At 33.9% G+C, this 16921-nt stretch carries 18 protein-coding genes and 1 riboswitch; of the genes, 10 read left to right on the top strand and 8 right to left on the bottom strand.

Features of this window, described 5'->3' with window-relative positions:
* Positions 1 to 160 precede the first annotated feature (160 nt).
* The 4 genes from NST63_RS11550 (at position 161) to NST63_RS11535 (ending at position 3598) form a co-directional block, all read left to right on the top strand.
* On the top strand, positions 161 to 1405 hold the full coding sequence (locus NST63_RS11550) for an MFS transporter (RefSeq protein WP_212945228.1): 1245 nt from the start codon (positions 161 to 163) through the stop codon (positions 1403 to 1405).
* A gap of 44 nt (positions 1406 to 1449) precedes the next feature.
* Positions 1450 to 1734, top strand: a complete 285-nt coding sequence (locus tag NST63_RS11545; protein WP_071974924.1) for a hypothetical protein — start codon at positions 1450 to 1452, stop codon at positions 1732 to 1734.
* Between the two features lie 30 nt (positions 1735 to 1764).
* The gene (locus NST63_RS11540) at positions 1765 to 2676 is read left to right on the top strand and encodes a YIEGIA family protein (protein WP_341042167.1); all 912 of its coding nucleotides are present in this window, start codon (positions 1765 to 1767) and stop codon (positions 2674 to 2676) included.
* 157 nt (positions 2677 to 2833) lie between these two features.
* Positions 2834 to 3598, top strand: a complete 765-nt coding sequence (locus tag NST63_RS11535) for a sulfite exporter TauE/SafE family protein (RefSeq protein WP_058004412.1) — start codon at positions 2834 to 2836, stop codon at positions 3596 to 3598.
* Positions 3599 to 3717: 119 nt separating this feature from the next.
* Here the strand turns inward: NST63_RS11535 and NST63_RS11530 are convergent, their stop codons facing one another.
* Positions 3718 to 3903 (bottom strand): type Z 30S ribosomal protein S14, encoded by a 186-nt coding sequence (locus NST63_RS11530; RefSeq protein WP_071974926.1) that lies wholly within the window; start codon positions 3901 to 3903, stop codon positions 3718 to 3720.
* Positions 3904 to 4305: 402 nt separating this feature from the next.
* Positions 4306 to 5163, bottom strand: a complete 858-nt coding sequence (locus NST63_RS11525; protein WP_071974927.1) for an MBL fold metallo-hydrolase — start codon at positions 5161 to 5163, stop codon at positions 4306 to 4308.
* 310 nt (positions 5164 to 5473) lie between these two features.
* Between NST63_RS11525 and NST63_RS11520 the strand changes: the two genes are divergently transcribed.
* Together NST63_RS11520 and NST63_RS11515 are read left to right on the top strand one after the other, a co-directional pair.
* Complete coding sequence (locus NST63_RS11520) at positions 5474 to 6460, top strand: acyltransferase family protein (protein ID WP_341042166.1); 987 nt, start codon at positions 5474 to 5476, stop codon at positions 6458 to 6460.
* A gap of 69 nt (positions 6461 to 6529) precedes the next feature.
* Positions 6530 to 6739 (top strand): methionine aminopeptidase, encoded by a 210-nt coding sequence (locus NST63_RS11515; protein WP_341042165.1) that lies wholly within the window; start codon positions 6530 to 6532, stop codon positions 6737 to 6739.
* 141 nt (positions 6740 to 6880) lie between these two features.
* Here the strand turns inward: NST63_RS11515 and NST63_RS11510 are convergent, their stop codons facing one another.
* Together NST63_RS11510 and NST63_RS11505 are read right to left on the bottom strand one after the other, a co-directional pair.
* A complete protein-coding gene (locus NST63_RS11510) occupies positions 6881 to 7087 on the bottom strand; it encodes a zinc ribbon domain-containing protein (RefSeq protein ID WP_341042164.1) in 207 nt (68 codons plus the stop codon).
* 200 nt (positions 7088 to 7287) lie between these two features.
* A complete protein-coding gene (locus NST63_RS11505; RefSeq protein WP_341042163.1) occupies positions 7288 to 8820 on the bottom strand; it encodes an FAD-dependent oxidoreductase in 1533 nt (510 codons plus the stop codon).
* A 154-nt stretch (positions 8821 to 8974) separates the two neighbouring features.
* Here NST63_RS11505 and NST63_RS11500 point away from each other — a divergent pair, with 154 nt between their 5' ends.
* Positions 8975 to 9169 (top strand): hypothetical protein, encoded by a 195-nt coding sequence (locus NST63_RS11500; protein WP_212945374.1) that lies wholly within the window; start codon positions 8975 to 8977, stop codon positions 9167 to 9169.
* A 175-nt stretch (positions 9170 to 9344) separates the two neighbouring features.
* Here NST63_RS11500 and thiT read toward each other — a convergent pair whose 3' ends face one another.
* A complete protein-coding gene (thiT, locus tag NST63_RS11495) occupies positions 9345 to 9917 on the bottom strand; it encodes an energy-coupled thiamine transporter ThiT (protein ID WP_212945225.1) in 573 nt (190 codons plus the stop codon).
* Positions 9918 to 10000: 83 nt separating this feature from the next.
* A riboswitch (TPP riboswitch) is annotated at positions 10001 to 10104 on the bottom strand.
* A gap of 159 nt (positions 10105 to 10263) precedes the next feature.
* Between thiT and NST63_RS11490 the strand changes: the two genes are divergently transcribed.
* Both NST63_RS11490 and hpaB read left to right on the top strand, forming a co-directional pair.
* Positions 10264 to 11883: an ABC-F family ATP-binding cassette domain-containing protein gene (locus NST63_RS11490; protein WP_212945224.1), complete on the top strand. Its 1620-nt coding sequence runs from the start codon at positions 10264 to 10266 to the stop codon at positions 11881 to 11883.
* Between the two features lie 200 nt (positions 11884 to 12083).
* Positions 12084 to 13511 carry a 4-hydroxyphenylacetate 3-monooxygenase, oxygenase component gene (gene hpaB, locus NST63_RS11485; protein WP_341042162.1) on the top strand — a complete coding sequence of 476 codons (1428 nt, stop codon included), beginning with the start codon at positions 12084 to 12086 and terminating at the stop codon, positions 13509 to 13511.
* A 15-nt stretch (positions 13512 to 13526) separates the two neighbouring features.
* Here hpaB and NST63_RS11480 read toward each other — a convergent pair whose 3' ends face one another.
* The 3 genes from NST63_RS11480 to NST63_RS11470 all read right to left on the bottom strand — a co-directional run bounded on the left by NST63_RS11480 (position 13527) and on the right by NST63_RS11470 (position 14897).
* Complete coding sequence (locus NST63_RS11480) at positions 13527 to 14393, bottom strand: DUF421 domain-containing protein (protein WP_071974932.1); 867 nt, start codon at positions 14391 to 14393, stop codon at positions 13527 to 13529.
* Positions 14394 to 14411: 18 nt separating this feature from the next.
* Entirely contained in the window at positions 14412 to 14615 is a 204-nt protein-coding gene (locus tag NST63_RS11475) for a DUF1657 domain-containing protein (RefSeq protein WP_058004400.1), read from the bottom strand.
* Between the two features lie 75 nt (positions 14616 to 14690).
* Positions 14691 to 14897 carry a DUF1657 domain-containing protein gene (locus tag NST63_RS11470; RefSeq protein WP_058004399.1) on the bottom strand — a complete coding sequence of 69 codons (207 nt, stop codon included), beginning with the start codon at positions 14895 to 14897 and terminating at the stop codon, positions 14691 to 14693.
* Positions 14898 to 15095: 198 nt separating this feature from the next.
* Between NST63_RS11470 and pepF the strand changes: the two genes are divergently transcribed.
* Positions 15096 to 16910, top strand: a complete 1815-nt coding sequence (pepF, locus tag NST63_RS11465) for an oligoendopeptidase F (RefSeq protein WP_341042161.1) — start codon at positions 15096 to 15098, stop codon at positions 16908 to 16910.
* Positions 16911 to 16921: the final 11 nt, after the last annotated feature.

Raw genomic sequence — 16921 nt, 5'->3', positions numbered from 1 at the left:
CATTTCAAATAATGTAAAACAATTAAGTATATGGAGTAAAAAGTTATGAACTGTAATTAAAACTAATCTTGATGGATCCTTGTTTTAATAATGTGATCATATTAAAAGATAATGAGGGAATCCTAAATCAATCCATTTTTTTAATTAGGGGGTACTATTCTTGCCAAAGCAGAAACAAAAGGGCTTGACCATAGTAGCTATTGGGTCCATCCCACTTATTTTGGTCTTAGGAAACTCTATGTTAATTCCCATTCTACCTAAAATGCGAACAGAACTAGATGTTTCTCAGTTTAAAATTAGCTTAATCATCTCAGTTTTTTCTATTGCCGCTGCAATATCCATCCCAATATTAGGCTATTTATCTGATCGTTTTTCAAGGAAAGCAATTATCATTCCTTCTCTCATCCTTTACGGAAGCGGGGGAATTTTAGCAGGAGCGGCAGCAGCTTGGTTCTCTAATGCCTACATATGGATACTCGCAGGTAGAGTTATGCAAGGAATCGGAGCGGCAGGAACTGCCCCTATTGCAATGGCATTAACTGGAGATTTATTTAAAGGTGGAGAACAAAGCAAAGTTTTAGGGTTAGTTGAAGCTTCAAATGGCTTTGGTAAGGTCATTAGCCCCATTCTCGGCTCACTCCTTGCCATATTATTTTGGTATGCAGCCTTTTTTGCTTTTCCCATTTTTTGTCTCATTTCAATACTTTTAACGGTTTTTTTTGTAAAGGAAAAAAAGTCAAAAAAAACTCCGCCACCTGTTGGAAAATATGTTAAAGGACTAATTTCTGTATTTAAGACAGAAGGGCGTTGGTTGTTTGCAGCCTATTTAACTGGGGCAGTATGTTTATTTACCCTATTTGGAGTATTATTTTATATCTCTGATATTCTTGAAAAAGACCATAATATTAATGGACTATTAAAAGGGAGTATTCTCGCGATCCCTCTTTTAATCATGACGATTACCTCCTATATCACCGGTAGTAAAATTGGTAAGAATATGCGCTTAATGAAATCCTTAATTATTTTAGGACTGCTTTTCATGACTGTATCTTTCTCAGTACTCGTATTTTTTAAGAGTTTAGTCCCCTTTTTTTCTATACTTGGGATTAGCAGTATCGGAACAGGATTAGTTCTCCCATGTATAAATAGTTTTATTACAGGCTCTGTCCCCTCAGATCGTAGGGGATTCGTCACATCCTTGTATGGATCAGTACGTTTTCTAGGTGTGGCTATCGGACCACCCATTTTTAGCTCTTTAATGGAGTGGTCTCGTACAGGAATGTTCTTAATAACTGCAGGTTTAACATTATTTGTTGGATTTTTATGTTTAGTACTAATTCATGTAAGTAAAAAAGAACCTTCAAATAAAAAAGATACCTTGTTTGAAAAATTACAATTAACTTAATGCGTTCGAATAGGACGAACTATGTTCATAAGGAGTTGATCGTTTTGCAAATATATTTTTCACCTGAGATAATTAACCCACATTTTCAAGTATTAAATGTTGTTGATTCAACAAACAAAGCAGTAGGAAATATTGCTATTTTATTTGAAGAAAAGAAATTATATGTATATGGCATATTAGAGGAAGAAGGTGTGGGTTCAGATTTTAAAGATTTGGTCACTCCATATCTAAAAGGTTTATCAAAAGCAACGTCGGGTCTAGATATTTTCTCTTGTTTATATGTTGGTTGCAAAAAAATCAATTTAAACAATGAAGATGAACCCAAATAATCATCTTCACTTAACTATCGGAGTGATGAAATGAACCAAGAATCGATTTCACACGAACATATCATCATGATTGTTACAGCTATTATTGTAGGAACACTTGCAAGAATTTTCTCATTAAAAGAAGACTTCCGTCAGTACCCAAGCTATCCTAATGGATATTTAATTCATATTGTTACTGGCTTTATTTCCGCAGCTTTAGGGGCAGTGGCTATTCCTGCTCTTCTAACAAAAAATTTTGTTGCAATGACCTTTTTAGCCATAGCTATTCAGCAATTTAGAGATGTTAGAAAAGCAGAAAAGGAAAGTTTAACAGACCTTGAAAATACTGAATACGTATTTCGAGGAAACGCATATATAGATGGAATAGCAAAATCCTTTGAGTCGAGAAATTATTTTTCTCTAGTTGTCGCATTTGTTACAGCATTGACCATACAAATTGTAAATTCTAAAAGTGATTGGATTAATATTTTAGTTGGTTTCATTGTCGGATTGATTATATTTTATATTTTAAAAAGATTTTCTAAGGGCAAAACAATTGGAGATATTGCTGAAGTGGAACAAGGTCAGATTGAAGTACGCGATTCAGAGCTTTATGTCAATGATTTATTTGTCTCTAATCTAATTGGCTCTGATTATGCATCCCAGTTATTTAACAATGAAGGACTAGCAGTAATAATTACCCCTCATGAATACCAGTTCAGCCTTACATTAAATAACCTTGGTCAAAGACAAGCGGCACTTTTTGAAGCAGCAAGAGCGGTAGGTGTTAAGCGATACCACTTTACAAGAAAAGATTTTGAAACAGGTAAAGTCATCCTAGCCATAGTTCCTCTTATGCATGATATTGATCGGATCATTGAAGCAGTAAAAAAAACTCCCCTCCTTGAAAGTGTCAAAAAAACTGAGGCAGTTATGGATACCAATTTATTTGGAAAAAAATAATTGTAAAAGTCTTCTCACGAGAAGGCTTTTTTCAATTATACCCTTTTAATACAACCCATTTTTAAAATTTAGATTGTAACAAGGTATATACCCATTTCATAAATTATCGATATGGGTTTCTTGCTTTTTAGACTTTGAAAGTTTGGAGCGTGTGCAAATGAGTATTGGAATTATTATAATGGGGATATTAATTGGTTTTATGGTAGGATTAACGGGTGTTGGGGGAGCAGCTTTATTAACACCCATATTAATACTGTTGGGCATTAGCCCATCAATTGCTGTAGGAACTGATCTATTCTATAATTCAATTACAAAATTTTTTGGTTCCATTCAACACTGGCGGCAGAAAACAATCAACCTCCAGTTGGTAAAAAATCTCGCCATTGGAAGTATACCAAGTGCTATCCTTGCTGTTGGCATGCTCCATTTATTTGATACCTTCTTTCATAATCAAGAGCAAATCATTAAGCATGCATTAGGTTATGTATTAATTTTAGTTGCATCTGCGACCCTTATTAGAACCTTTGGAAAGGATAAATTGAACTTCAATCGTTTTCAATTAAAATCCATACACGAAAAGCGCATGTTAACCATTATAGTTGGGGCAGTCTTAGGTTTCATTGTAGGCTTAACCTCCATAGGAGCGGGATCATTATTTGCTTTAGCCATGCTATATTTATTTAGAATGAGCCCTTCTGAACTAGTAGGAACAGATATTGCACATGCTTTTTTATTAGTTACTGCAGCTGGTATCATGCATGCAGGTATTGGTAATGTCAATTATCTATTAACGATTAACTTATTGTTAGGATCAATACCAGGAGTAATCGTAGGAAGCATCCTCTCTTCTAAGCTACCAGTTAAACCGTTAAGAACGATTATGGCTATAATGATCTTAATAAGTGGAGTAAAACTAATTTAAGGATAGTGTAGCTTTGTCTAATAGGGTCTTCATAAGACTATATATTTGGGAGGATGCCGAATCCCCCAATTCCTTTTATAACTACGTTAGAAAAAAATAAGCCCCCACTATGATGGGGACTACCAGCTTGCCTTTTTGATTCCTGGGATTTGACCTTTATAGGCTAATTCACGGAAGCATATACGACATAGCTTAAATTTACGGATAACTGAATGCGGACGTCCACAATTCTTACAGCGTGTATAGTTTTGGACTTTATATTTATGTTCCTTATTTTGTTTAATTATTAATGCTGTTTTTGCCATTATGAAACCTCCTCTTTAGATTGTTAGTGGAGGTAGAAGAGCATATTTTCATCTTATCAAATTAATATCCTTCAGTAAATAGTAGATTATTGGTACATAGGATTTTTCGTTTTACGATATGATACGAAAAAATTTTTTACGTAATTCAAAATAATATATTAAAACACGCAATTATATGTTAGAAAATTTTATTTTAAATAGATCTCTTTTTAATAAGATCTTTCTAATGGCTGTTTTCGTATAGTTAGTTGCTTTTACAAAACTACTCCCTTATCTTCCAATTATTAAAGGTAAACTTTATGAAGTTTGCAGCTCATTTCTAAGAATGAAGGTTTGATAATTTTTAACCCATACAAATATCACCTACATACATTCAAAGAGCCTGTTAATCATTTCTAATGTTTAATGATGACCATCCACAAAACGTCCATAGTCTGGTATGGCTATTTGGTCAAAATTTTCAACGAGTTTTTTTAAACCACTAGCTAATTTTTCTCCAGACATTGGAACCCCATGTCCAGTTATCACATGATCTGGATATAACTTTTCTAATTTTCTTACGGATTCCCAAGCATCCTTCCAATTAGTTGTTAAATATCTTGGTGGACCGTTCACTTCCTCTTCTTGCATCAATACTTTAAAAAGCGAATCCTGTTTTACCGTGATAAACGCATCTCCAGCTATCAGCGAACGATCGTTATCACGAAACAAAGATACATGACCGGGTGAATGACCTGGAGTATGAATCCAACGCCAATCCTCCATCCCTGGGATACGACCATCTGATGGCAGTTTCTCAATATTCGTTCCTAAATGGATCGGTTCATTTGGAAAATATGGGGACATTTTTGCTACAAGTCCCCCTTCTACTGTTGCATCGGGTTCTGGATAACTTTTATCTCCTATTAAATAGGGTAACTCCAACTCATGCGCATATACTGGAACATTCCAATGTTCGACCAATTCAACAATTGCTCCCACATGATCAAAATGACCGTGTGTTAAGACAATAGCTTTAGGCCGGCTACTAGGACCAAATCTATCTTCTGCTTCACGGATAATCATGTCAGCTGATTTCGGCATTCCGGCATCAATTAAAATCCACTCAGAGTCTTTCTTAGGATACCCAACAAACCCTACATTGACCACCTGGACTGTATAACAATATAGATCATTTGATACCTCCTGACCCAAACCGCTCATAATTGAAGTGACAGGTATATATTTGTAATCTTCGCCGTACTCCATTTCCTTATCCACGATATACGATTCCTCGTTTCTTGTTATTTTCCCTTCCTTTCATATTATTTCAACATTTTTTTTCATTATACGATTGATAAAAATTGTAATCCTTCTGTAAAAAATATAATTATACAATAATAATTCTTAATACGATTATTATCTTATTGTAACTTTATTCGGGTATAGAGATGATAACATTATTTATATAAATACAATATTTTTAGTAATACATTTATATCACAGGGTTAGGATTTATAGTTTTGTTAGTCGAACAAATTAAATAATGTTATATAAAAATAGAAATAAAATTATATAGTGAGGTGTTAATATGGCTTCGACCACTAAAAGAAATTTATACTTTGATAATGCAAAGTTAATCTTAATTTTTTTAGTCGTCTTTGGGCATGTCATTAGTCCTTTAAAAAGGAATGATGATTTCTTATTTACAGTATATACAGTGATTTATCTGTTTCACATGCCTGCATTTATTTTAATATCTGGATATTTTGCAAAAGGATATCGAAAAAAAGGATATTTAATGAAATCGGTTAAAAAGATACTTTTACCCTATGTTATTTTTCAAGTCATTTATTCCATTTTTTATTTCTTTAACGGAGAAGAACAAACATTAACATTTGATTTTCTACAACCACATTGGTCATTATGGTTTTTACTGAGTTTGTTTTGTTGGAATATCTTCCTATACGTTTTTGCACGATTAAAATGGGCTGGATTCTTGCTTGCCGTTGGAATCGGTATAGCTGTTGGCTATATAGATCGAATTGGAAGCTTTTTAAGCCTTTCAAGAACTTTTGTATTTTTCCCTTATTTTCTATTTGGTTTTTTAATCGACGCAAAGCATATCCAATGGATAAAAGATTTCAAGTTTTCGAGTGTAATTGGAATCGGCCTAATATGTGCTACCTTTATTGTTTTTAGCTATTCTTTTCCAAGTGAGGCAGTTCCATGGTTACTCGGATCCTCTTCCTATGCAGATATGGGAAATGTAAACCTGATTGATGGTGTATTTCGAGGAATACAATATATCAGTACATTTATTGTGATTTTTGGCTTTTTAACATTAGTTCCTTCCGGTGGATCTAAGTTTACTGTCATTGGTGAACGTACCTTGTATATCTATTTATTACATGGATTTATTATTAAAATAATCGAAACATTTGTATCTGATGAATCACTTGCAGCATTTGCGCAAAATTATTTATTGTTAATTTTGTTTTCCATCTCTATCTGTTTAATATTAGGAAGCTATTTAATAAAAAAATATACAAAACCACTTATTGAATTGCGCTTATAGTGGGGATTTGTATAATTTTCACATTCATTTCACACCATAGTAGTAATAACAAAATTAGAGGTGAAATGGATGGGACTTTTAAATACATTTCAGGAATGGGCTAGCAACCGGCATGAAAAAATGCTAGCTAATATGGAATCAAAGGGCTTTTGCCCAGATTGCCGAGGAAAAGGAATTAATCATCTTGCATTGAGTGAATATTATTATTCAACTTCCATAGAATGTCCTGGTTGTAATGGAAGTGGTACGTACACGGACTGGGCAAACAATAGTAAATAAAAAATTAGGCTTTTAGCTGATTTTTATAAGATAAGAAGCAACAATGATAATGAGAAAATACGCAACCAAATTAAGAGCCTGACTCCATACTGCTCTTTTCAGAGAAATGAGTGTTTACTTGGAGTCAGGCTCTTATATATATTAACCGCCAAAGAAAAAGTCTAGTATATTGGAGGCGGTTGATGCTTGTTTATTATAAAATTCCGAGTATCCGCAGTTATTACAATATACAACTGTAAATTGATTATTTTGAATGTCGAACATTTTAGATAAGCCCGTACCTGTCATCGCTACATCCTTTTGACCAGCATTTTGACTTCCACACTTTATACATCCTTTTTCACTCATATAAAATTCCTTCTCTCATTTAGATTATTATTCATTAATATTTACGTATTTTCCTTAAAAAAGTTTCAATCTAATTAAATCTAGATTTGCTAGTCTTAAGAAACCAAATATATAGATCATACTTAGTACAAATCCCTATATTAAATAAAAATGCCTAATTTTCAAATGTAAAGAGCACCACCAATGTGATGCTCTTTCTATTATTCTAAATCAAATTTTTCTAAAGATGTCTCTGCCGGTCCTTCTATTACATCTCCAGCGATCGAGAACCTCGAACCATGACATGGACAATCCCAAGTACGATCTCCAGAATTCCATTCCACTTCGCAGCCTAGATGTGTACAGGTAGTATCAACTACATATATTTTTCCCTCTGAATCACGATAAGCTCCTGCTCGCTTCCCATTCACATTAACAACTGAGCCTTCATCCTTTTCTAAATCATCTATATCTCTAAGTGGGTATTCTAATTTTCCTTCTACTAAATGCTTAGCCACATCAAAATTCGTTGAAATAAATTCTTTTACACTTGGATCAGCATTAAATCGCGAAGGAGAGAATAATTCTTCAAATCGATTTTCCTTCTCCCTAATGATGTCTCTTATTAATAATGCGGAAACAGTACTATTGGTCATGCCCCATTTCCTAAAACCTGTTGCGACAAGTATTCTATCGTGATTGCTTGTAATTCGACCAATATATGGTACTTTGTCTAGAGTCGTTAAATCTTGAGCAGACCAACGAAATAAGAAATCCTTGATTCCAAAGGTCGTTTGTGCATATTCTTCAATAGCCTCGTAATGCTGAATGGTAGGAATCCCTTGGCCTGTCTTATGATTTTCACCGCCTACCAACAGAACATTCTCCCCCTGATAATTCATACGGCGAAAAGATCTTGTTGGCTGTTCAGCATTAATATACATACCAGGTGGAGGGTCTTTTTCTGTTTTCACAGCAATAAGATAAGATCTTTCAGCATACATTCTTGTTGGATAAAACCCGAGACCGTCGTAAAACGGAAAATGAGAGCATGCACATACATATTTACATTTTACCTTTGGTCCACCTCTCGTGATAACAATAGGATATTCTGCATAATCTACATCTGTAGCTGTTGTATGCTCGAATATTAGTCCTCCAGATTGCTGGATATACTCAATAAGCGGTTTTAAATATTTTATTGGATGAAATTGAGCCTGGCTTCTCATCACTAATGCAGCTTTCACGGAATAATCAATAGGCAATTGTTCAACCAATTCACCATTAATCCCTAATTCCTTATACGCTTGCTCCTCTGTTTTCAATTTTGGTACATATTCATCACTATTTGTAAAAATATAGGCATCTTCTTCACTAAAGTCACATTCAATTCCATGTTCTTTAATAGTTTCTTTAATAAATTGTATGGCTTCCGTACTCGCCTCATAATAAAGTCTTGCCTGTTCTTTTCCTAGATTTTGAATTAATTCATCATAGATTAAACCATGCTGTGCTGTGACTTTTGCAGTTGTATGACCTGTCGTTCCATTCAACAATTCTCCAGCTTCGATAATGGCTACCTTTAACCCTTCCTTTGTTAAAAGATAACCAGTGGTGATACCAGTAATACCGCCTCCTACAATTGCTACATCTACCTCGATATCCTCTAGCAACTCGGAATAACCAGGAATATCCATCCCCTGTTTCCATATTGGTTCAGGAAATTGTGGCATTTTCACTTCTTCGTTTGGCATCTAATCTTCCTCCAAATGCAATTATATACTTTCTATTTTTAACCAAAGGAAGAAATTTCATGTATTCTTTTTTATCGCCACGATTGAATTTTTACATATATTAAGTAAATAATACTCAAAGCTACTTACTAAACAGAAAGGTGAATTAAACTTAATGACTGAATCATATGAAGACAAAAGATTAACAGATGCACCAAAGCAGCCAAAAATAACGATAAATACAGCAATGAGTACTAATAACCAAAAAAAATATTATCCTGGTCATTCAGTGGCTGATCATAAACAATTAGAAGAGGCAAATACCAACATAGCTGGAGACGAAATAAAGCAACAGAATGAAAATTTATAAATGAGATATGTACACATATAAAAAAGACGCTTTGATTTTTGTGCTATCCAAAGCGTCCCTACGTATTTCATAGATTATTGTTATTGCAAGTAACAGCAAAAAATCAATTGGATAAATCCACCCCGATATACAATATAAGTAGAATTTTAGAAAATTGATTTTTGATTATGCTTAATTAAGCAAATCTTTTAACAAGTCTTGGGCTCATCGTAATGATGATACTCAAAATAATTGCACATAAAAGACCTGATAGAAGCATTGTTGTTCCATTAGCAATTAATGAATATATGAATGGCGATTGCCCTTCTGGTGCAAATTTTCCCCAAAAAATCATCCCAGCTAGGAAATGCCAAAAATAACGACCAATGCTGCCAATAAATGTTGCAACCACAACTAAGAAAATCGTCTTTCCTTTATTACCCTCATGGATATTCGCTTGAATGAATGACCTAAATAAACCTGCTACACCAATAAAAGAAAAGGCAATAAAAAATTCTATGAACCCTTGAACGGGAGTTAATATATCATCTGCTGCATCTCCCAAAACAATTTGAAGTAATCCCCATAACAATCCCCCGACAAAGCTTGCTTTCACACCCCATCGAAAAGCAAGAATGAAAATAGGAACCATTGCAAAGGAAACTGAAATCGCTGAGCTTAGTTTTATAGATGGTAATAAATCTAACACAAACGCAAAAGCAGCACATAATGAAATCTCGATCAAAGTTAGCAAACTAAATTTTTTCATAATAAAATCCCCCTCTATAGTGTTTTTAAAGAAACGCACCGCAAAAGGGGGAATAAACGATTGCATATTGTAAAAAAAGCAATCCCTTATTCAATCCACATCCCTACGCTAGTACTAACTAACAGGTTCAAAGGGTCAGAACAAATATGTTCACTCTCAGCAAAAAAATGCTCCCCTTGTGGTAACGTTCATTAAATTTTCATTAACATTGTACAATAATTTTAATTATTATGAAAGTCATTTTTTTAGAGAAGTAACTGAATCCCTTTATATAACTGACTTTTCCCTTTTTTAATCAACTCATGGTATAATTAATAAGATATTATTCTTTTGGAGGTATTTGTCTTTGATTACTGTAAATAATGTAGGCTTACGATTCGGTGAACGTAAACTTTTTGAAGATATTAATATTAAGTTCACACCTGGAAACTGTTACGGCCTTATTGGTGCAAATGGTGCTGGGAAATCAACATTTCTTAAAATATTATCTGGTGAGCTTGAGCCTCAAACTGGTGATGTGCATATAACACCAGGCGAAAGACTTGCTATCTTAAAGCAAAACCACTTTGAATTTGAAGAAGAAGAAGTTTTAAAAGTTGTTATTATGGGACATTCACGTCTATTCGAAGTCATGCAAGAAAAAGATGCAATTTACATGAAAGCTGATTTCAGTGACGAAGATGGAATGAGAGCTGCGGAGCTTGAAGGAGAATTTGCGGAATTAAATGGTTGGGAAGCTGAGTCAGAAGCAGCAATCCTTTTAAAAGGACTCGGTATAGATGAAGAGCTTCATTCAAAAAAAATGGCAGAGTTAACAGGTGCAGAAAAGGTAAAAGTATTACTTGCACAAGCTCTTTTTGGGAAGCCTGATATTTTACTTCTAGATGAGCCAACTAACCATCTAGACTTAAAAGCAATACAGTGGTTAGAAGAATTTCTAATCAACTTTGAAAATACAGTGATTGTAGTATCGCATGATCGTCATTTCTTAAATAAAGTCTGTACACATATAGCAGATCTTGATTTCAGTAAGATTCAATTATATGTTGGAAATTATGATTTTTGGTATGAATCTAGCCAATTAGCACAAAAAATGGCCCAAGAAGCGAACAAGAAAAAGGAAGAAAAAATTAAGGAATTACAAAGCTTCATTGCCAGATTTAGTGCAAACGCATCTAAATCGAAACAAGCCACTTCACGTAAAAAGCTTTTAGACAAAATTACCTTGGACGATATCAGGCCATCTTCAAGGAAATATCCATATGTACATTTTACACCGGATCGTGAAATTGGAAATGATCTTCTCCGTGTAGAAGAACTATCAAAGACCATCGATGGTGTTAAGGTACTCGATAATATTAGTTTTACAATGAATAAAGATGATAAAATCGCATTAGTAGGTCATAATGAATTAGCAAAATCTACTTTATTTAAGATTTTGGCTGGAGAAATGGAACCCGATAGCGGAACATATAAATGGGGTGTCACAACCTCTCAATCATACTTCCCTAAAGATAACACAAGTTATTTTGAAAATGGCGAATTGACTTTAGTAGATTGGTTACGTCAGTACTCCCCTAATGATCAAAGTGAAAGCTTCTTAAGAGGATTTTTAGGAAGAATGCTTTTCTCTGGTGAAGAAGTGATGAAAAAGGCCAATGTTCTATCGGGTGGTGAAAAAGTTCGCTGCATGCTTTCAAAAATGATGCTTAGTGGAGCCAATGTTTTATTACTAGATGAGCCAACAAACCATCTTGATTTGGAATCCATTACAGCAGTTAATAATGGTTTAATACGTTTTAAAGGTTCTATGATTTTTGCATCACATGACCATCAATTTATTCAAACCATTGCCAATCGAATCATTGAAATTACACCAAATGGCATTATTGATAAAGAAATGACCTATGATGAATATCTAGAAAATGACGAAATTCAACATCAATTAAAAATGTTATATGCATAAAAACGATAAAGAGGTTGTCTAAAAGATTGGGTCTGACATCACTATACGATATCTAATAAGAATTTTGTTCTAAAAGATAACGTATTTATGTGAGGTCGGCCCCTTAAATAGACAGTCTTTTTTATTTTATAAATTTCACTGGGTAGTCCCGTTTAAATTTGAGCATACAATTTATTATTCATAAAAGTGGGGTGGTAAAATTGTCTTTAAATGGAGATGATTTCATTAAAAGAATTGATGGTTTAAATAATGAGGTGTGGGTGGATGGAAAACGAATAACTGGAAAAATCTCGGCACACCCTGCTTTCAGTGGAGTATTAGCAATGAAAGCTAAATTATATGATTATCAAGTAGAACATAGTGAAGAATTTACATTTTTTTCAGAAAGAACGAATAGTAGAGTGAATTTTTCATACCAACAACCTAAAACAAAAGAAGATTTAAAGAAAAGATCGATTGCTACGCAAAAGTTGGCCAAATTAAATGTAGGTTTACTAGGTCGCTCCCCTGATTATATTAATACCGGAATAATGAGTCTTGGTGTCGCTGAAGAAATTTTTAAAGAAGAAAATCACCATTTCCATATGAATATACGCCAAATATATGAAGGTGCAATGGAAAATGATTTGACATTTACCCATACATTTATCAACCCTCAAGTCAACCGTTCAGACAATTATTTCGAGGAATCTGATAAAGTTATTGCCGCAAAAGTAATTCGAGAAACAAGTGAAGGCATAATCATTTCTGGAGCTAGATTATTAGCGACACAAGGTGGAATTACTGATGAGATCTTAGTTCTTCCTGCAGGGGGAAATTACTTTGAAGATCCATATAATTATGCATTTTCTATTCCATCGAACACACCCGGCTTAAAATTTATTTGTCGGGAATCATTCGTCTCCACTGAATCCATTTACGATGCACCTTTAAGTACAAAATTTGAGGAAATGGATTCTATTGTTGTATTTGATAATGTATTAGTTCCTTGGGAAAGAGTATTTCTTTATAAAAATTTTAATATCTCTTTACGAATGTTTTCCGAAACTAAATTTAATACTTTCCTTCTCTACCAAGCCATTTCCAGAATGATTGTAAAAACTGAGTTCCTGTTAGGAATAGCAGAGTCCATTGCAGAAACAATTAGTATTAAAGAATATCAACATGTTAAAGATAAGATTACAGAAATAATCTCAGCTCTTGAAATAATAAAAGCATTACAATTATCAGCCATGACACATGCTAAAGCTGATTCGAGGAATACAATGGTTCCAGATGATTATCCACTTAATGTTGCCATTTGCTATTACCCTAAAATATATCCCCGACTCGTAGAGATCCTTCAATTATTAGGTGGAAGCGGTTTAATCCTTCTCCCAACAAAAAAGCAATTTGACTCTTCTATTGGATCATATTTAGACGATTATCTTCAAGGAGCAAATTCAAATGCCATAGATCGTGTGCAACTTTTTCGACTGGCTTGGGATCTCTGTATGAGTTCATTCGGGTCAAGACAAACACATTTCGAGCGATTTTTTTTTGGAGATCCTATTCGTATCAGTATGGGTTTATACGATGGATATCCAAAAGAAAAATACATAAATATGGTTAAAGATTATTTATCTTAACATTTCCTGAGACATTTATTCTACTAAAAAAGGTTTGATCCTGTTGACCATATTTTCAATTCGCTTTGCATTCAGTTTATACATTTCTTGAGCAGGTTTTGATTCTGTTGCTAATGTAAATAATTCAAGATCTGCTTGACATTTTTTAAGAGTCGCTAATAAAAGTGCTCGTTCCTGGGAATTTGGCAATTGAATTTTATCGTCATAAATATCAACGGTTAATTTTCCGTATGAATCAATTTGACCAATAAAAACATTATCAAGGGCAACATTTAATTTTTCTAATTCCGCCTTTAACCAAGCTCGATTAAAAACCGTTTCCCCTAAAACCTCATCTAGTATCTGACCTTCTGATATAACTGTTTTTGCCTCCTTCTCAGGTGCCACCTGTAATTGGATATCTTTCGGAGTAATAGGTTGGTTTTCTTTTTTAAGAAGAACATTTAAGTCACCATTTGGTTCTAAGACAGCAAATTCAACATCTGCCAGATTAAATGCATTCTTTTTTCTTAAAAGCTCCGTTAAATCATCTACTGTATATTTTTCCTTAGTTAAAGTATCTTCTTGTATTTTTCCTTCCTTTATTATTACCTTCGGTGTACCATCAATAAAATCCCTGAATTTTTTGCTTTTTAACGAAAGAAATAAAATGCCTAAAGGAAGTAAGCTCCAGACTAACAGACTATATATACCATATAAAAAGTTTTTCTCGATACCTGTGGAAATCTCAGCAACAATACTTCCAATAGTTATTGCTATAATGTACTCAAAAAGTGTCAATTGAGTAATTTGCTTTCTTCCAAGAAATTTTGTTATGAAAAATAATACTATAAGTGCTGTGATAGACCTTAAAATGACCTCAAACCATGCCGGTACAGACATATTAACACTCCCCTCCTTTTAATTTTTATATTGTGGTTCTTCACGTTCGAGAATAACTAATCGTTTTTGTAAGTCATTTATAATTTCTTCGGTCTCCATCATACATTCATGAAATTCTTTTTGCGCTTTCTCATCAACAGCCTTTAATGCGAGCTGACTAAAATTGTTCTTTGCTCCATTTAAGCTTGCAATACATGATTTTACATCCGATGCAATCGTCATATCATCATTCCTTTTTTTAGGAAAAGGACTGCCGATTTGCAGGATGACAGTCCCTTTCTCATTTTATTAATTTCCTTACTGTTGTTTATATTGTGGTTCTTCTTGCTCAACTTCATTCATTCTTGGAGTTAACGTATCAATGATTGATTGTGTTTGCTGAGCACATGTTTGATATAGCTGTTTTGCCTGTTGATTGTCAGTTTGTAATGCGAAAGTTTCTAAATTCGCTTGTGCACTTTTTAATCCAGAAACAGTTTGTTTAATATTTGTAATTACAGTCATGTACATAACCCCTTTTTTGTTTAGGTATTGGGATGTTCATAATGAACAATGTTATTTTATGAACAAACATATTTTTTATAAATTGAAATATTATCCTTTTTAACTTCATATAAAAAATTGTATGAAAAATAAAAAGATTCATATATAATAGAATTAATTAGTGCATCGAAATATCTCGTCAAAAAGGAGAGTCACATTATGGAAAAAACACTGCAAAAACGCATTACACGCTCAGAAGTCCCTGTAGAACACACATGGAAGCTTGAAGATTTGTTTGAGACTGTTGATGAATGGAGCAATGAGCTTAAAGCCATACAAAATGATTTACCAACTGTTACACAATATCGAGGAAAATTAAGTGAAGGTGGAAAAACTTTATTAAATTGCTTAAAAGCAGAAGAAAAACTTCACTTAAGATTGATAAGAGTTGCAACCTATGCAAGTCTACGCTCATCTGAGGATGGAACAAATCCCTTAAATCAAGGAAATTCAGCAAGAATGGCTTCGATGCTAGCTAATATTAGTGCTGCCCTATCCTTTTTAGATACAGAGATCCTTGCATTACCTATTGGCACGATTGAACAATACATACAACAAGAAACTGAATTAAACGTCTTTAAAAACTATCTAGAAGATTTATTAGCGAAAAAACCACATACATTATCAGCTGAATTAGAAGAAACATTGGCTTCATTAGGTGAAGTTCATGATGCACCTTATATGATCTATCAGCGTGGTAAATCATCAGACATGCAATTTTCGGACATTAAAGATAAGGATGGGAATTTACTTCCTATGTCATTTGCTCTTTATGAGGATCGATATGAATTGTCTGCAGATACGGACCTACGTAGAAAAGCGTATACATCCTTTAATGATTCTTTAAACCAATATAAAAATACATTTGCCGCAACATATGCTACGGAAGTAACAAAGCAGGTTGCTTTATCCCGAATTAGAAAATATAATTCTGTCACTGAAATGCTGTTACATCCACAGCATGTAACCTTAGAAATGTATCATAACCAGCTAGATGTCCTTCAAAAAGAGCTTGCTCCAATTATGAGGCGCTTTGCTCAATTAAAGAAACGGGAATTAGGTCTTGATAAAATGCTTTTCTGTGATTTAAAAGCACCACTAGATCCCGAATTCAATCCACAAACGACATATGAAGAAGCATCGAAATTGATTATTGAAGCATTACAAATCATGGGACCAGAATATAGTGATATGATTCAAACTGCCTTATCAGAGAGATGGGTTGATTTAGCGGATAATATCGGAAAATCTACAGGTGCTTTTTGCTCTAGTCCTTATGGAGTGCATCCCTTCATTTTAATTACATGGACGGATACAATGAGAGGAGCATTTGTATTAGCACATGAACTTGGCCACGCAGGTCATTTTTATCTAGCAGGAAAAAATCAGCGAGTTGTAAATACAAGGCCATCTACTTATTTTATTGAAGCTCCTTCAACGATGAATGAGTTGCTTCTTGCAGACCATATTCTATCTACTACTGATGATAAACGGATGAAAAGATGGGTAATTTCTCAACTATTAGGCACATACTATCATAACTTTGTCACTCACTTATTAGAAGGTGAATTACAGCGACGTATATATAAGCTAGCGGAGGATGGTAAACCAATCACGGCTACTACACTTTGTGAGCAAAAAAGAGAATTATTGCAAAATTTCTGGGGAGATGCTGTTGAGATAGATGAAGGTGCAAGCTTGACGTGGATGCGTCAGCCGCATTATTATATGGGACTTTACCCATATACTTATTCTGCTGGGTTAACTGTTTCCACTGCCGTTGCAGGAATGATTAAGAATGAAGGTCAACCTGCAGTTGAGCGCTGGCTAGATGTATTAAAATCTGGTGGCACTTTAAAACCGCTGGAACTTATTAAAAAAGCAGGTGTTGACATGTCAAAACCTGCTGCAATAAGAAGTGCAGTCTCTTATGTAGGTAAATTAGTCGAAGAATTAGAGAATAGTTATAATTAAGGTACTCGAAA

The organism is Heyndrickxia sp. FSL W8-0496, assembly GCF_038007825.1.
Classification (GTDB): domain Bacteria; phylum Bacillota; class Bacilli; order Bacillales; family Bacillaceae_C; genus Heyndrickxia; species Heyndrickxia oleronia.
This window is presented reverse-complemented; position numbering and strand designations above follow the sequence as displayed.

Excerpts from the sequence above, each read along its gene's own strand:
- NST63_RS11540 (WP_341042167.1), top strand. The coding sequence starts at position 1,765 with ATGAACCAAGAATCGATTTCACACGAACATATCATCATGATTGTTACA.
- NST63_RS11535 (WP_058004412.1), top strand. The coding sequence starts at position 2,834 with ATGAGTATTGGAATTATTATAATGGGGATATTAATTGGTTTTATGGTA.
- NST63_RS11530 (WP_071974926.1), bottom strand. The coding sequence starts at position 3,903 with ATGGCAAAAACAGCATTAATAATTAAACAAAATAAGGAACATAAATAT.
- NST63_RS11520 (WP_341042166.1), top strand. The coding sequence starts at position 5,474 with ATGGCTTCGACCACTAAAAGAAATTTATACTTTGATAATGCAAAGTTA.
- NST63_RS11515 (WP_341042165.1), top strand. The coding sequence starts at position 6,530 with ATGGGACTTTTAAATACATTTCAGGAATGGGCTAGCAACCGGCATGAA.
- NST63_RS11510 (WP_341042164.1), bottom strand. The coding sequence starts at position 7,087 with ATGAGTGAAAAAGGATGTATAAAGTGTGGAAGTCAAAATGCTGGTCAA.
- NST63_RS11505 (WP_341042163.1), bottom strand. The coding sequence starts at position 8,820 with ATGCCAAACGAAGAAGTGAAAATGCCACAATTTCCTGAACCAATATGG.
- NST63_RS11500 (WP_212945374.1), top strand. The coding sequence starts at position 8,975 with ATGACTGAATCATATGAAGACAAAAGATTAACAGATGCACCAAAGCAG.
- thiT (WP_212945225.1), bottom strand. The coding sequence starts at position 9,917 with ATGAAAAAATTTAGTTTGCTAACTTTGATCGAGATTTCATTATGTGCT.
- NST63_RS11480 (WP_071974932.1), bottom strand. The coding sequence starts at position 14,393 with ATGTCTGTACCGGCATGGTTTGAGGTCATTTTAAGGTCTATCACAGCA.
- NST63_RS11475 (WP_058004400.1), bottom strand. The coding sequence starts at position 14,615 with ATGACGATTGCATCGGATGTAAAATCATGTATTGCAAGCTTAAATGGA.
- NST63_RS11470 (WP_058004399.1), bottom strand. The coding sequence starts at position 14,897 with ATGACTGTAATTACAAATATTAAACAAACTGTTTCTGGATTAAAAAGT.
- pepF (WP_341042161.1), top strand. The coding sequence starts at position 15,096 with ATGGAAAAAACACTGCAAAAACGCATTACACGCTCAGAAGTCCCTGTA.